The following is a 16,041-nucleotide window of genomic DNA, read 5'->3' as shown; positions in this document are numbered from 1 at the left end:
TTACATATGAATTTATTAATTTTTTTGAGCCGCTGCGCACACAAAAAAGCACTATATCCGGGCATAAAAAGCACTAAGCCAACGCGCTGCAGAACCCTATTTTTAACCCTTTAATGACGCAAAATTATCAAACTTTCCTACTTAATCCACACCCTGAACAACAGGGTTAGATTAAGCATCTGATATTTAACTAAAATTCAGAGTAACAATTCTAGGCACTATATCAACCCCCAATACCTTTAATCGTCCATGCCTGCATATTGCGCATAGACGTCAGGAGCAAGGTTTTCAAACTTAGTATACTTACCAATAAAGGCCAGACGACTCGTACCGATTGGGCCATTACGCTGCTTACCTATGATGATTTCAGCCACACCCTTGTGCTCTGAATCTTCGTTATATACTTCATCACGGTAGATAAACATAATCACGTCAGCATCCTGCTCAATCGCACCCGATTCACGCAAATCTGAGTTTACAGGACGTTTATTCGGACGCTGCTCAAGCGTACGGTTAAGCTGAGACAAAGCAACAACTGGACATTCAAGCTCTTTCGCAATCGCCTTCAAAGAACGAGATATTTCCGAAATTTCTTGGGTACGACTCTCAATACCTGGGGTCTTCATCTGCATCAGCTGTAGATAGTCAATCATGATCAACGATAACGGACCATGCTCGCGTACGATACGTCGTGCACGGGTACGTAATTCATTAGGACTGATACCCGCCTGATCATCGATAAACAACGGCTTATCACGCATCATATTGACAGCTGTTGTAAGCTTGGGCCAATCCTCTTCTTCTAATGCACCCGTACGTACACGCGTCTGATCGATACGCCCTAAAGAAGACAACATACGCGTCATCAACTGTTCTGCAGGCATCTCCAAACTAAATACCAAAACCGGCTTATTACTCGCCATTAAGGCATTTTCCACCAAGTTCATGGCAAACGTGGTTTTACCCATCGATGGACGCGCAGCAACAATAATTAGGTCGGAAGGCTGAAGGCCTGCCGTTTTGGCATCAAGATCATCAAATCCGGTAGTTACACCGGTCATATCCCCATCACTGTTAAATAGGGTATCAATTCGATCTACTGCTTTTTTCAGCAGTTCATTAACGCCTTCAGGGCCACCTTGATTAGGGCGATCTTCTGCAATTTGGAAGATCTTTTGCTCAGCGGAGTTCAGTATCTCTTCGGACGTTTTACCATCCGGATTAAATGCGTCATCAGCAATTTCATTGGCTGCCGAGATCATTTGACGCAAGAGAGAACGGTCGCGAACAATTTCAGAATAAGCACGGATGTTAGACGCACTTGGCGTGTTCTTAGCAAGCTCGATCAAATAATCTAGCCCGCCCGCACCTTCTAGATCGCCGGTACGATCCAACTCTTCAGATAAAGTAACAACATCAATCGGATTACCATCGTTAACAAGCTTACGCATCGTACGATAGATTTTTCGATGCTCCTGACGATAGAAGTTATCATCTAGGACCACCTCAGATACGGTATCCCAAGCATTGTTATCCAGCATCAAACCACCCAAAACTGATTGCTCAGCTTCCATAGAATGGGGAGGTACTTTGATCCTTGCTAGATCTTCATCCGTTAGTTCACTTTTTTCCATCATTCACAACAGCCTAAAAACAAAAAAGCACCGCATGGAAAATCCACGCAGTGCTTTATAGTACAGTACAGTACGGCTTAGCTAAAGACGATTACTCGCCTACAACAGCTAGCTTAACTGTAGCAGTAACTTCTGGGTGTAGTTGAATAGCGATGTCGAATTCACCGATAGCGCGTAGAGCACCTTCAGGAAGACGAACTTCACTCTTATCAACGTCTGCACCAGCAGCAGTTACAGCGTCAGCGATGTCACGAGTACCGATAGAACCGAACAGCTTACCTTCGTCACCACACTTAGCAGTGATAGTAACTTCTTTCTCGTTCAGCGCTTCAGCACGTGCAGTAGCAGCAGCTAGTTTTTCAGCAGCTGCAGCTTCTAGCTCAGCACGACGCTCTTCAAATTTAGCAACGTTAGCTTCAGTTGCAGGAACAGCTTTGCCCTGCGGTACTAGGTAGTTACGACCGAAACCGCTTTTTACGGAAACTTTGTCACCGAGGTTACCTAGCTTACCAATTTTCTCGAGCAGAATAACTTCCATCTCGTAAACCTCTTTTGTTCTGCAAAGAATTGCAGTCCTAATTCTTAACTGGAATTCGCGCCCTGATATCGACAAAACTATCAATAGCAGCCGCAAATACCAGCAGCGTAATCACATACGGTCCCATAAAGAAGGCTGCAACATAAAAGGCAACCAACCAAGACCTTCCTAAATCACGTTTAGCCAAACTGCCATGCACCAATGCGATACCCGCAATGATCCAAGGTAACAGCAACAGTGGTAACCAGCGTAACGACTCCAGATCTAACTGGTAGCAAACGAACGATGCCGCTATTAACACTCCTGTATACAGCTGAGGCAGTCTCAATACATGAAACTCTCGCTGAAAACCGCTCGGGTTGTATAACCCAGCTTGCCAAGAGCGCGCCAGCATTACACTGACAAGCATCATTACCGTATGCACTGATGTTAATCCGCCCAACATGAGCTGCCTTAGCTGCTCAGGATCAAGCTTAACCTCTTGGTTAGCCTGACTAGCTGACTGCACTAAAAACTCATCCAACCGCTTAATTACTTCGTCGAGATAGCTGCTAAGTATTACATCCATGCCTACGCTCGCTATAGCTCCTACAGGCAGTGCAATCATCAGCACTTTCGCCCAAGAAACTGTCTCTCTCAAAGTAATTGCAAGGATATAAGTTCCTACAATTACAGCCAGTGGTGTCGGATCAGACACACTGTATGCCCAGACTCCAGCAGGCAACAATGCCCAAACCAGTAATCCGGTGCCTTCACTTCGGCCTTTACGTAAAGTAACCAAAGCGACGGCAGCTGCACTTACCCAATATAGCAATGGCAGCAAGGCGGCGATAACCGCCACAAAAGCCGCTTGTTTACGGCCTTTCATGACCAATTCGGCCAAGGCACGCATAGCGACTCTCCTACCTAATTACTGATGGCTATCAGTGTAAGGTAGTAGCGCTACGAAACGAGCACGCTTGATAGCAGTTGCCAGCTGACGCTGGTAACGCGCTTTAGTACCTGTAATACGGCTAGGTACGATTTTGCCAGTTTCGGTGATGTAACCTTTTAGCGTGTCCAGATCTTTGTAATCGATCTCTTGAACACCTTCAGCCGTAAAACGGCAGAACTTACGACGGCGGAAAAAACGAGCCATTGTATCTCTCCTCAGAAATTAAATTACTCAGCAGCTTCTTCAGAAGCTTCCGCAGCAGGTGCTGCTTCTTCAGCTGGCTTTTCAGCAGGCTTTTCTTCACGGCGTGGCTTACGCTCTTCGCGAGATTCAGCTGCTTTGATTGGAGAGATCTCAGTGATCGCTTCTTTACGACGGATAACCATGTTACGCAGAACAGCATCGTTGTAACGGAATAGGTTTTCCAGCTCGTCTAGTGTTTCCTGACCACATTCGATGTTCATCAGGACATAGTGTGCTTTATGAGCATTGTTGATTGGGTAAGCCAACTGACGGCGGCCCCAGTCTTCTAGACGATGAATTGTGCCTTCTGCACCTTCAATTAGAGAGGTGTAACGCTCAACCATCGCAGAAACCTGCTCACTCTGGTTCGGGTGAACCAGAAATACGATTTCATAATGACGCATTTTAGCTCCTTTCGGGTTAATAGCCCCCTGACCACACCATGTGGTAGGCAGCAAGGAGATTGGAAATAGTTCTCCAAAGGACGCGTAATTCTACGCGCCTAACAAGAGCTATGCAAGGAAAAGACTAGCAAGAGAGGCATTTAGAAACATCAACTCACTTGATGCATCGACACATAAGCACCCAACTTCTCACCGGAGGTATCAAATAGCGGCTGACCACTAACATAAACACGTTTAGGCTCGCTCGTATTTGAAACAATAACGATCTCTAGATTTGAGATATGCTCACCATTCAACGCCCTAAAGATTGGCCATTGCGATTTATCCAGCTGGGTTACACCATCCGCTGCAAACAACTTAAAGGGCGCATCTTCAAAGCGCTCAAGATGAGCACCTTCGGCCAAACCCCTAAGCTGATTTACCACACGATTTGAATAGACAAAACGCCCTTCAACATCACAAACCACAACACCACTATCAATGTTGGCCAAAACCGCTTCCATAAAGTGCGCTTGCTGAGTTAGACGCTTTCGCAGGGCTTCACTTTTTTGCTGATTGTCTTTTAAGAAGCTCACCAAACCCTTGAATGCATGAGTCGTATCAGAGATATCATGAAAAATACTGGCACCAGCATCGATATTAACCTCCAACTGCCCCTTTTTAACTGACTCAACACTCTGCTGCAATCTAACAATCGGACGAGACAATGAACGCGCAAACCAGATACCAATAATCAAACTGACTAGGGTTATCCCTCCAGCAATAATAAAGTTAAACTTCTGATTTGCTTTAATTTCTGTGAGGAAGTCATCTTCAGGTACATATAGACCTAATAGCCAAGGCCAGTTATCTGAAAACGGCGTAAATACCGCGTGGTATTTTTTCCCTTCGTGCGTATAGCTAGTATTTACTGCTGTATTCAATACATACCAACCCGGAGCACGTTCGAGTGAATCAACAGCTGCGCGAGTTGCCTTATTACTCAGCTCACCTACCTTCAACAGGCGTTTGACTTCTACATTCTGAGCATAGGCACCCTGAAGGTTACGATGAGCAATCACGTCTCCGTTATTATTCATAATCAACGCGGAAGCATGCTCACTTAATTCCAGGTAACCCAAGAAATCTGATAGAGCTGACAGGTCGATATCTACCCCTACAACTCCGATGAGCTCGCCATTCATAGTGAATACAGGACTAGCAACGGTAATCCCGGGGGTTTGAGAGGTAAAAAACAGATAAGGGTCCGTCCAGGTCTGCTGCCTTTCACCTAAGGCTTTCGTAAACCACGGCCGCGTTCTTGGATCATAAGAATCAAATGGATCTTCAGCTGTTTTCACCAGCTCTTGATCCTCACCAAACCAACGATTAACGACCGTTCTTTCCCCAGCCTCTTCATTGATACGCTTAATTTGGTATGAGCTTATTTCAGAGCTTCTACGTACAAAATAGAAATCCCCATCGAGGTTACCGTAATAGATACCTGCAATATGAGGAAACAACATAAGCTGCTCGAAGAAATACTGCTCCATCTCATTGGGACGCTCTTCGCTTACAACCTCGTTCCGAGCCAAGCTCTGGGTCAGACTTACAGCAGAACGCGCTGGAGATAGGAATTCTTCAGAGTGCTGGATAACTTCGCGCGATAGATTACGCATTAATTTTTGGGCATGGCCTATTAGGACCTGCTCTGTGGTGATGTAGGATGAGGCCAGAATCACACAGACCGTTACGATCTGCAGCGTCACTATACCTATAGCCAGCGTTTTAGATATCGATAAGCGCATTGCCCCACCAAATCCCCTAAATCTTACCCATACAAGCCCTTTTAAGAGATAAAAATCAAACCCTACATCCATCAAAAAGGGGCAACAATAACCTTAAAAAACAAGCAACTAACTAAATAACATTGCAACTAATATAGCGGATAAATAGTGAGACTCCAGTAAAAAATAAAAAAGGGCCACTAAAAAGCAGCCCTTTATCAGGAAAAGCACTCAAAAATAAGATTATTCTACTTCAACAATCTCATAGCTGTGGGTGATTTCAACACCACCTCGCTCAAGCATCAAGGATGCAGAGCAGTATTGTTCAGCCGATAATTTTACAGCACGCTCGACTTTTTTCTCGCTCAAGCCACGGCCACTGACTACAAATTTTATATGGATCTTAGTAAAGACTGCTGGTACTTCGTCAGCACGCTCAGACTCAATTTCTGCAACACAATCAACTACATCTTGACGTGTCTTTTTCAAAATTCCCACAACATCGTAACTAGTGCAGCCTCCTAGACCCAGAAGCATAAGCTCCATAGGGCGCGGCCCCTGTTTCAGCTCGCCATCGATCATTAGATCAAAGCCAGAACCGGTTGTGCCTTGAAAACGCACATCACCATCCCATTTAACCTTGGCACTCATACTCATAAAGCTACAACCTTACTCAAACAATTCTTTTAATTTTTGGCCTGGATTTTCAGCACGCATAAACGCTTCACCTACTAAGAAGCTATGAACGTTATGTTCGCGCATTGCCTGAACATCTTCGCGACTATGGATACCACTTTCAGTAACGACAATTCGATCTTCTGAAATAGAGCTCAGCAAATCATAGGTATTATTTAACGTCACCTCAAAGGTATGCAGATTTCGGTTATTAATACCAACCAACTTATTATTTAGCGGAAGGGAACGCTCTAACTCATCAGCACCATGGACTTCAATTAAGACGTCCATTCCCAACTCAAGCGCCAAACCATTCAAATCAGCCATTTGCTGATCTTCTAAGGCAGAGACGATCAATAAGATGCAGTCAGCACCAATAGCACGCGCCTCATATACCTGGTATGGATCAACAATAAAGTCTTTACGGATAATCGGTAAAGAACAGGCTGCACGTGCCTGCATCAGATACTCTTCGCTACCGTGGAAATAATCTTTATCCGTCAAAACCGACAAACAACTTGCACCACCCAACTCATAAGATTTAGCAATATCAGCTGGCACAAACGGATCTCTCAACAATCCTTTAGACGGACTATGCTTCTTTGCTTCAGCAATAACCGCAGAACGCCCTTCAGCAATCGCTTTTTCCATATTTGCAACAAAACCACGAGGATCGAAATCACTCCCCTTTTGATCTGCAATACGTGCTTTAAGATCAGCAATAGAAACTTTTGGCTGTCGCTCTGCAACTTCTTGCGCTTTACGGGCAAGAATTTTCTTTAAAATCGTTGGTGTATCTGACATCTTTTAACCCTTAAACGCCTGACTAAAATCAGCCAATTCTTTAACTTTAGATGCAGCCGCACCACTCAAAATCGTTTCTTTAGCCAACGCCACGCCCTCTTTAAGGCTAACGGCCTGATCCGAAACATAGAGAGCCGCACCAGCATTGATAGCAATCATATCAACTGCTTTGGCATGCTCACCGGCAAAAGCCGCTTGAATCATTTCCAAACTTTCAGCAGAGCTGTTTACCTGCAAACCTTCCAGCGTTTGCTTGCTAAGGCCTGCATCCTCAGCGGTCAAGGTATACTCAAACACTTCACCGTCTTTTAGTTCAGCCACATAAGTATCACCAGCCAAACTAATTTCATCCAAACCTTCTGCCGCGTGTACAACCATCGCATGAACTGCACCTAATGCCTGCAAAGCCTCAGCTAGAGGGCGACAAAGTGTTTTATCAAATACACCCAACAAGTAATGCTTAACACCTGCAGGGTTAGTCAAAGGCCCCAAGATATTAAATAAGGTTCTTAGGGACATCTCTTTACGAGGACCAATTGCATACTTCATTGCACTGTGATGCTGAGGAGCAAACATAAAGCCCAAACCGATCTTCTCAATACATTGTGCAATCTCTTCAGGCTTAAGCTCTAAATTAATGCCCGCAGTTTCTAACAAGTCAGCAGAACCAGAGCTGGAAGAGACAGAGCGATTACCGTGTTTAGCAACATGACCACCAGCCGCAGCGACAACAAAAGAACAAGCACTAGAAACGTTAAACAGATTCGCGCCATCACCACCGGTGCCAACGATATCAACGGCGTTAGGCACATTAATATCCACAGGCGTTGCTAGCGATCGCATTGCATCAGCAGCACCAGTTATTTCATTTACTGTTTCGCCTTTCATACGCAAAGCGATCAATAAACCACCGATCTGTGCGTCGGTCGCTTGCCCTGTCATGATCTGATTCATCACAGCACGCATATCTTCTTGGCAAAGGTCCTGACGATCCACAACCAAAGCTAATGCTTGTTTAATATCCATTGATTATCCTTAGTAATTTCAGGCTGCAGGCTTGCCGCGTTTCAAGAAATTGGCCAATAAATCATGGCCTTGCTCTGTTAAAATAGATTCAGGGTGAAACTGGACCCCCTCAATATCTAGAGTCTTATGTCTAACACCCATAATCTCGTCAATATTACCCTGCTCATCTTGAGTCCAAGAGGTAACCTCCAAGCAATCCGGAAGCGTATTTTGATCAATTACAAGCGAGTGGTAGCGAGTCACTTCTACAGGTTGTGCTAGCCCTTCAAATACACCGGCGTCTATGTGATGAACAGGAGAAGTTTTACCGTGCATCACCTGCTTAGCTCGCACTATATCGCCACCAAAAGCCTGACCAATACTCTGATGACCTAAACAGATCCCGAGAATTGGCAACTTACCTGCAAAGTGTTCAATTGCGGCTACAGAGACACCCGCTTCATTTGGGGTGCATGGACCTGGAGAGATAACAAGATGATCCGGATTGAGCGCTTCGATCTCTTCAATCGTAATTTCATCATTACGATAAACACGCACATCAGCGCCAAGCTCACCAAGATACTGAACTACGTTGTATGTAAACGAATCGTAGTTATCGATCATTAATAACATTATTCAGCCCCTAATAAGGTGAAATTAGCTGATTGATTTTGCAATTTCATAAATTATCCAAGCCTCGCTCAACCATAGCAACCGCACTGAAGACTGCACGGCCCTTATTCATGGTTTCTTTCCACTCCAAACGTGGTACAGAATCAGCCACAACACCTGCACCCGCTTGAATATGCAACACTTCATCTTTGATAACAGCTGTGCGAATTGCAATCGCTGTATCCATATTACCATTCCAAGAAAGGTAACCTACCGCGCCACCATAAACGCCGCGCTTCACAGGCTCCATTTCATCGATAATTTCCATCGCCCGTACTTTAGGTGCACCACTTAAGGTACCTGCTGGCAAAGTTGCACGCAGCACATCCATCGCAGAAACATCTGGCTTCAGCTTGCCGTTCACATTCGAAACGATGTGCATAACATGGGAATAGCGCTCAATAACCATCTTATCAGTTAACTCAACCCCACCAACTTCAGCCACGCGACCAACATCGTTACGGCCCAGATCAATCAGCATCAAGTGCTCGGCGATCTCTTTTGGATCTGCCAGCAACTCTTTCTCCATCGCTAGATCTTCTTCTGGCGTCAGACCACGCTTACGAGTGCCGGCAATTGGACGAACACTCACCTGATTATCTTCCACGCGCGCCAAAATCTCCGGAGAAGAACCAACCACATGAAAATCATCAAGATTGAGAACATACATGTAAGGGGAAGGGTTAAGGCAGCGTAGCGCTCGGTATAGATCTAACGGCTTGCTTTTAAAAGGAATCGACATACGCTGAGAGATAACGCATTGCATGATATCGCCATCAAGAACGTATTCTTTGATTTTATCCACAGAATCTTTAAAGGCCTGTTCACCATAGCTCGACTTAAATTCTGTTTCAGATACTTCACGCTGCTGTTCTGCCGGAGTTGCTTCATAAGGCGTAGCTGTATGAAGTTTCTCTACCAACTGATCAAGACGCGCCTGCGCTTTTTCATAAGCTTGATCTTCAGCTGGATCTGCATGAGAGATCAAGATCAACTTACCTGCTAGGTTATCAAACACAACAACCTCATCAGACACCATCAACAAAATATCAGGCGTACCCAACAGGTCTTCAGGGCAACTATCCTTTAAGCGTTTCTCAACATAACGCACGCAATCATAGCCAAAGTACCCGACCAGACCGCCATTAAAACGTGGCATCCCCTCTAACTGCGGTACGCGGTAGCGTGCTTGAAATGTCTCTACAAAATCCAAAGGATCAGACATCTCCAGCTCTTCTATAACCTTACCGTCCTCTGTAATTGAGATTTTTTCGCCATGCACTTTCAGAATCGTCCGACAAGGCAAACCGATAATGGAGTAACGCCCCCATTTTTCACCACCTTCAACAGATTCTAAAAGGTAGCTATACGCCGTATTAGCCAGTTTTTTGTAAGTAGATAAGGGCGTATCCAGATCTGCTAAGACTTCACGTGTAACGGGAATGCGGTTGTAATTCTGCGCGGCTAGTTCCGCAAATAATTCAGGAGTCATGTCTCTATCTCATAATGCCAAAAACGATATTAAGGGCGATCTGAGCAGACACTATATTTATGAAGGGACAAACTTTATGAACCAACGCATTAGAAGGAAAAGCAGCGAGATCTATCTATGCGCCCAAAACCAACCCTAACAGTGCCTGCTGATTAAAAAATCAGGCACGCCATCGCCATCGTTCACCCACGTACGGGAGACGATCTTTTTCAGCATTATTTTTCACGGTCGCTGTAGCAAATAGCATCACGGCAGGTTTAATTAAATTTATGAATAGCCAAAAGATATAGCAGCACCCTATTTGAATCAACTACCACCGCCTACTATTCATACATTAATTGAGGACTTTTGCTGTTTTTAATCCCAAAGAACAACGCAAAATACAATCAAACAGAAGAACCACAAAAGGTATAAACCTTCGCTAGCAGAAGTGATAAGCAAAAAAAAACCCCGACAAGCGGGGTATACAAGTGCTGTGATAAGAATCAGCCAAGCCAGAAAAGCGACTTGGCGGTACAAGCCATTGATAAATGGGGAATGACCTGCGAGCTTCTACAAGCGTAAATTCAACCCTAAAATATAAAAAATCGATTTTATTTAAATAAAAGATCGTTTTTTACGAAGATTAAATTTCGCAAGCTCAAGATTCTTAGAATAGATGATCTAAACGCCCGACAATTTTATCGGGATTTGAGAGAGCAATATCTTCACCATGATTGTATCCGTATGGCACACACACCACTGGACAACCCGCTGCTCGCGCCGCCGCGACATCATTGACTGAATCCCCTACCATTAAGGTATTTTGGGGTTCGGCACCGCAACGTTTCATCGCTTCTTGCAAAGGCATAGGATGAGGCTTTCGCTCAGACAGACTATCTCCACCCAAAACCACCTCAAAGAAATCACTAATCCCAAAGCCTTCCAACATACTATGAGTAAACGAGATGGGCTTGTTAGTGACTACGCCGAGCTTAACCCCGCGCTCACGCATCCGTTCTAGGCATTCAAGCACACCAGGATACAATTCACTCAGATCAGAAGTAGATTCAGCATAAAACGCAAGAAAAAGCTCATAAGCCTTATCAAACAGGGATTCGTCAACGCCTTCGCCCGCCATATCGCCAGCCAAGGAACGACGCACTAAAACTGCTGCACCATTACCTACCCACTGTCCAACTTTGTCGATACCCGCAGGCACTCTCTCTAAGGCGACCAGCATTCGATCAATTGCCTGAGCTAAATCAGGCACGCTATGAACCAACGTACCATCTAGATCAAACAGAACGAGTTTTGGGTTTTGCCCCTCAAACAGCTCTTGCATTAAGCAATCTTCGCTTTAGCCAATTCCGCTCTCATTTGAGCAATAGTCGCAGCGTAGTCATCGGTATTGAAAATGGCAGAACCAGCCACAAACGTATCAGCACCCGCTTCTGCAATTTCACGAATATTACCAATACCTACACCACCATCGATCTCCAAGCGGATATCACGCCCGCTTTGATTGATCATCTCGCGAGCCTGACGCAGTTTATCCAAAGTACCTGGAATGAATTTCTGGCCGCCAAAACCTGGATTCACAGACATCAATAGCACCATATCCACTTTATCCATGACATATTCCAAGTGGCTCAATGGCGTTGCAGGATTGAACACCAAACCGGATTTACAACCACCATCTTTAATCATCTGCAAAGAACGATCGATATGTTCAGAACCTTCTGGATGGAAAGTGATGTAGCTAGCACCCGCTTCAATAAAATCGCCGATAATACGATCAACAGGTTTAACCATAAGATGCACATCAATTGGCGCCTCAATGCCATGCTTTCTCAGCGCACTACACACCATTGGACCAATCGTTAAATTTGGCACATAGTGATTATCCATCACATCAAAGTGCACATAATCTGCGCCCGCTGCCAAAACATTTTCAACTTCTTCGCCCAAACGCGCAAAGTCGGCAGATAGAATCGATGGTGCAATTTTGAAATCAGACATGGAGATTTTCCAGTTACAAATAATTTAGGCATATTTTAGCGGAGCAGACATCTTGCTGTCAGCCTGCTTCTTACTCATAATCGTTCAAATGAAATTATATTCTCTTCTCCTTAGTCTTAGTTTGATTTCTTCTGCCGCCTTTTCCGCCGAAGAGGAAGCTAACGCAGGCACTGAACAAACAGCCAGCGCTGCTCAACCATCAGCACCTACTGTCGAAAGAACTGAACCCAGTAGAGAAAATAATCTTCGCCAAGCACTCTCATCACACCCTGACCCTAGCACCCAGGTGCTGCAGCTCGACACAGGAAAAGATGGAGAACAATTACTTGGTTACTATTTAACTGAAGGCAGCGGAATAACACAGGGTGGCGTCATCATCTTCCCGGATGAACTCACCCATATGGACTGGCCAGAAAATCTAAACCAAATCCGCACAGGCCTAGCCAATCATGGCTGGTATACATTAGCGGTATTTTTACCCCAACCGCCCCCCCCTCTGCCGAAACGTACGCTACCGGTTTTATCGGCTATAAAACCAACTCAGAGTTCAGACGCCCCTCAAGACAGCTCAACAGAACCTACAGCAGACGAAGAAACCACTTCAGAAAACACCGAAACGCCTACCGACGCAGTAACAAACCAACAGAGAAGAGCCGCTGACGCACCAACAGAGACAGAGCAAGAACCGGAAGAAAAGAAAGAGAACTACCAAGAGATCGTAACCCGTCTGGGCAACACTGCATTTGAGCACCTCAAAAAAGAGAAAGGCGTCGACAGGGTCCTTGTTTTAGGTGCCGGTACAGGCGCCACATGGGCTGCACAATACGTTCAAAAGCACCAAGACCAGCAAAACCTTCGTTTAGTCCTCTTAGACGCACGAGACTCTAAAGCAGAGAATGCCCCGCGACTGTTAGAACTCCTACCTGAGATAAAAACTACCATAATCGACCTACACCATTCCGCACGTAGATCGACAAATACAAATTACAGTGAAAACACGCCAGAACGAAGATTGCGATTAGCGCGACATAAGCGCATGAACAATTTCCACCAAAGCCGCCTACCGCAGACTAATGACAATTGGAAAAAAGATAACTCTTGGTTGTTCAAACACGTTCGAGGCATGATCAATACCTACATTATCAAAGCCGAACAACAAAGCCGAAGCATAGACATTCCTTCGGCAGAGCAAAGCAACAAAGAACAAGCACCAGGCTAAGACACTCTTATTTCCGTGCCGCCTTTATTCGCTCATAAGCCGCCTGAATTTCCTGAGATTTCTCTTTGGCCAGCTCAATCATTTCCTCTGGTAACCCCTTAGAAACCAACTTATCTGGATGATGCTGACTCATCTGGCGACGATAAGCTTTTTTCACTTCAGCATCAGATGCACTTTCATTCACGCCTAGAACCGCATAAGCATCTTTCAACAGCACTGCCGCATCAACACCAGCCTGACCGTGTTGATAAAAATCTCGCTGTGCTTTGACGCGAGCGATCACCTCTTCAACACTATCCGCACCAAATTCCAGTAGATGACAGAGCTCTTCGATAATTTTTAGTTCTGGCGCGCTTACCTCACCATCCGCCATAGCAGCCTGTAATTGAATTTCAATAAACATCAATTTGACCGTAGGTCGGTGACGCAAAAGAATCGCTAGTGGTTTTACTGTTTTACCAAATTCAAAGTCTTCACTCTTTCCTTGAGTAAAAAGATCAATCGCCTCACGCTTCCGCTCATCGGTTAAGCGCATTTGGGTCATTACATTTCGCGCAAATTGAATCTCATCTTCTGTTACGCGCCCATCTGCCTTCGCAATTCGCCCCATAACGGAAAACGTTGCTTTAAAGAAAGCCTCTTGAGGATTAACTGCAGCAACCGCTTTGGTAAGCGCTCGACTAATCAAGTAACCGACAAACCCACCAAATATCAGCCCCCAGAATCCACCGGAAAACAAACCTACCGCAGCACCCAGTAATATAGAAGTAGAATACCGCTTAACGCCTGATCCTAATTGCGCGCCCACCTCTTGTGCATCAAAGGCCATTAATCTGATTCCCCAAAACTAATCTATTTATCTCATCCAATCTTTCAGGTGTTCCGATATCTGCCCAAAAACCTTCGAACAACTCACCTGAAACCTTCCCTTCAGCCATCTGCTCTCTAAGCAACGGTGCCAATGGCGCTTTCTCATCTAACGCGATACCTTCAAACATCTCAATAGATAAACGACTAATTCCGCTAAAGGTATAACCTATTTCATCCTCGCTATTCGCACGTCCCTGCTGTAACCCAAAATCACCATTAGGGTTATGCTGAGGATTAGGTACCAACACTATATGAGAATCATCAGATTCAGACAGCAATGTTTCAAATGGGTAGTTTGTAAAGACATCACCATTAACCAACAAGAACTGTTTTTCACCACCAGCCGCCAACAATGACAAAGCCTTACGAATACCGCCCGCCGTTTCTAGAGGCTCAGATTCAGCAGAGTAATATATTGAAACGCCGTATTTAGACCCATCCCCGAGATACTCTTCTATTTGAGAACCAAGCCAGGCATGGTTAATCACTATTTCTTTGATACCAGCTCGGACCAAACGCTCAATGTGATATTCAATCAAAGCTCGATCGGCGACTTTTAAGAGCGGCTTAGGCGTTTTCAACGTTAAAGGACGCATTCTAGTCCCTAAACCCGCCGCTAAGATCATAGCCTTCATGACATAACCCAATTATCCAAAACAGCATCAGAGAAATATTCACTCTTACGCATCGCTGGCAGCAATTCCGACACCATCCATCCAGCCACTGGCTTTAATTCCTCAACTTTGGCTGCCACTGCAATAAGGTAATTCAGTGTCCTTGGTATATCTGCCAGATACCCAGACTTACCATCCCGCATATGCAAACGCGCAAAGATCCCTATGGCCTTCAAATGACGCTGCGCACCCATCAGATCAAACCAACGCTTAAAATAAACTCGATCTGGCATATTCTGACCGTTAGCTATCAAGGCCTGCCTGTAACCCTCGACCCAGCCATAAACCTTTTCATCCGACCAATCGATATAGCAGTCTCGCAACAACGATACTAAATCGTATGTAACTGGCCCCTCAACAGCGTCCTGAAAATCGATAATTCCCGGCGCCTGATCCTTGCGATACATAATATTTCGAGAATGATAATCCCGATGCACAAAAACCTTCGGCTGCTCTAAGGCGGAATCAATTAGATAATCAAATAGAAAAGAGACTAAGCGCTGCGCCTCATCATTCAATTTTACGTCCAGTAACTTTTCCACAAACCATTCTCGGAACAACTCGACTTCTCGACGAAGCAATGCTTCGTCATACAAAGGTAATTCTTTACCCCGAGCAGGCTGACAGCTCTGCATCAACAACAAGGTCTTTAAAGCTTCGCCATACAACTCATCAACGCTCTCATCTGAAAGCTGATCTAAATAAAGATCATCACCAAAATCACCAAGAAGCATAAAACCTTTAGATAGATCATGATTGTGAATATGCGGCACAGGAACACCTGTTTGCTCCAACGCTGTTGCCACTTCTATAAAAGGGCGGCTGTCTTCTTTCTCAGGCGGGGCATCTACAGCTATCCAAGTATTTTCACCAGATATAGCACGGAAATAACGTCGAAAACTCGCATCACCTGATACAGTTTCGAGCTGCCAATCATCACTATCAAACCCCGAAAAGGCTGGCAAAATTTCCAACAACCACTCTTTTAAATCTGTATACCGCAGATCCATCTAATACGCCCCACAAACCATCTAAATGCTTTAGATGGCCATTATGACACTCCGATAACCCAAAAAGGTAGAAGAGATCGGTAATTCATTCGCTAATCAT

17 protein-coding genes are annotated in these 16,041 nt (G+C 44.9%); 1 reads left to right on the top strand and 16 read right to left on the bottom strand.

All coding sequences use genetic code 11. The annotated features are described in order from the left end of the window. Window positions 1–239: 239 nt before the first annotated feature. The 13 genes from dnaB to rpe form a co-directional block, all read right to left on the bottom strand. Window positions 240–1,634, bottom strand: coding sequence for a replicative DNA helicase (gene dnaB, locus ACMXYO_RS03155; protein ID WP_415888067.1), 1,395 nt, complete (start codon window positions 1,632–1,634; stop codon window positions 240–242). Window positions 1,635–1,725: 91 nt separating this feature from the next. Continuing rightward, window positions 1,726–2,172, bottom strand: a complete 447-nt coding sequence (gene rplI, locus ACMXYO_RS03150) for a 50S ribosomal protein L9 (RefSeq protein WP_415883525.1) — start codon at window positions 2,170–2,172, stop codon at window positions 1,726–1,728. Between the two features lie 37 nt (window positions 2,173–2,209). After that, window positions 2,210–3,064: a hypothetical protein gene (locus ACMXYO_RS03145; protein ID WP_415887008.1), complete on the bottom strand. Its 855-nt coding sequence runs from the start codon at window positions 3,062–3,064 to the stop codon at window positions 2,210–2,212. Window positions 3,065–3,082: 18 nt separating this feature from the next. Further along, complete coding sequence (gene rpsR / locus ACMXYO_RS03140; RefSeq protein ID WP_007020960.1) at window positions 3,083–3,310, bottom strand: 30S ribosomal protein S18; 228 nt, start codon at window positions 3,308–3,310, stop codon at window positions 3,083–3,085. A gap of 23 nt (window positions 3,311–3,333) precedes the next feature. After that, window positions 3,334–3,753 (bottom strand): 30S ribosomal protein S6, encoded by a 420-nt coding sequence (gene rpsF, locus ACMXYO_RS03135; protein WP_415883523.1) that lies wholly within the window; start codon window positions 3,751–3,753, stop codon window positions 3,334–3,336. A gap of 149 nt (window positions 3,754–3,902) precedes the next feature. After that, complete coding sequence (locus ACMXYO_RS03130) at window positions 3,903–5,540, bottom strand: cache domain-containing protein (RefSeq protein ID WP_415887006.1); 1,638 nt, start codon at window positions 5,538–5,540, stop codon at window positions 3,903–3,905. A 222-nt stretch (window positions 5,541–5,762) separates the two neighbouring features. Next, window positions 5,763–6,170, bottom strand: a complete 408-nt coding sequence (locus tag ACMXYO_RS03125; RefSeq protein WP_415888066.1) for an OsmC family protein — start codon at window positions 6,168–6,170, stop codon at window positions 5,763–5,765. An 18-nt stretch (window positions 6,171–6,188) separates the two neighbouring features. Continuing rightward, window positions 6,189–6,998: an indole-3-glycerol phosphate synthase TrpC gene (gene trpC / locus ACMXYO_RS03120; RefSeq protein WP_415887005.1), complete on the bottom strand. Its 810-nt coding sequence runs from the start codon at window positions 6,996–6,998 to the stop codon at window positions 6,189–6,191. A 3-nt stretch (window positions 6,999–7,001) separates the two neighbouring features. Then, window positions 7,002–8,024 carry an anthranilate phosphoribosyltransferase gene (trpD, locus tag ACMXYO_RS03115; protein WP_415887004.1) on the bottom strand — a complete coding sequence of 341 codons (1,023 nt, stop codon included), beginning with the start codon at window positions 8,022–8,024 and terminating at the stop codon, window positions 7,002–7,004. A gap of 18 nt (window positions 8,025–8,042) precedes the next feature. Continuing rightward, window positions 8,043–8,636 carry an aminodeoxychorismate/anthranilate synthase component II gene (locus tag ACMXYO_RS03110; RefSeq protein ID WP_415887002.1) on the bottom strand — a complete coding sequence of 198 codons (594 nt, stop codon included), beginning with the start codon at window positions 8,634–8,636 and terminating at the stop codon, window positions 8,043–8,045. Between the two features lie 46 nt (window positions 8,637–8,682). Then, entirely contained in the window at window positions 8,683–10,167 is a 1,485-nt protein-coding gene (gene trpE, locus ACMXYO_RS03105; protein ID WP_415887001.1) for an anthranilate synthase component I, read from the bottom strand. Between the two features lie 649 nt (window positions 10,168–10,816). Then, a complete protein-coding gene (locus ACMXYO_RS03100) occupies window positions 10,817–11,491 on the bottom strand; it encodes a phosphoglycolate phosphatase (RefSeq protein ID WP_415887000.1) in 675 nt (224 codons plus the stop codon). Further along, window positions 11,491–12,168 (bottom strand): ribulose-phosphate 3-epimerase, encoded by a 678-nt coding sequence (rpe, locus tag ACMXYO_RS03095; protein ID WP_415883506.1) that lies wholly within the window; start codon window positions 12,166–12,168, stop codon window positions 11,491–11,493. Before rpe ends, ACMXYO_RS03100 begins: the two co-directional genes overlap by 1 nt. A gap of 121 nt (window positions 12,169–12,289) precedes the next feature. Between rpe and ACMXYO_RS03090 the strand changes: the two genes are divergently transcribed. Next, window positions 12,290–13,387, top strand: a complete 1,098-nt coding sequence (locus ACMXYO_RS03090) for a DUF3530 family protein (protein WP_415886999.1) — start codon at window positions 12,290–12,292, stop codon at window positions 13,385–13,387. A 7-nt stretch (window positions 13,388–13,394) separates the two neighbouring features. On the opposite strand, the gene djlA is transcribed toward ACMXYO_RS03090, so the two are convergent. Genes djlA through ACMXYO_RS03075 form a run of 3 tightly spaced genes read right to left on the bottom strand, consistent with a single transcriptional unit; the run spans window position 13,395 to window position 15,941 of the window. Then, on the bottom strand, window positions 13,395–14,216 hold the full coding sequence (gene djlA / locus ACMXYO_RS03085) for a co-chaperone DjlA (RefSeq protein ID WP_415886998.1): 822 nt from the start codon (window positions 14,214–14,216) through the stop codon (window positions 13,395–13,397). Next, window positions 14,206–14,892 (bottom strand): N-acetylmuramate alpha-1-phosphate uridylyltransferase MurU, encoded by a 687-nt coding sequence (murU, locus tag ACMXYO_RS03080; RefSeq protein ID WP_415886997.1) that lies wholly within the window; start codon window positions 14,890–14,892, stop codon window positions 14,206–14,208. Before murU ends, djlA begins: the two co-directional genes overlap by 11 nt. Next, window positions 14,889–15,941 (bottom strand): aminoglycoside phosphotransferase family protein, encoded by a 1,053-nt coding sequence (locus tag ACMXYO_RS03075; RefSeq protein ID WP_415886996.1) that lies wholly within the window; start codon window positions 15,939–15,941, stop codon window positions 14,889–14,891. Before ACMXYO_RS03075 ends, murU begins: the two co-directional genes overlap by 4 nt. Window positions 15,942–16,041 lie beyond the last annotated feature (100 nt).

It is taken from the genome of Neptuniibacter sp. QD37_6, assembly GCF_047778085.1.
GTDB lineage: Bacteria > Pseudomonadota > Gammaproteobacteria > Pseudomonadales > Balneatricaceae > Neptuniibacter.
Note: the sequence above shows the minus strand (reverse complement) of the source record. Positions and strands in the feature narration are given on the sequence as shown.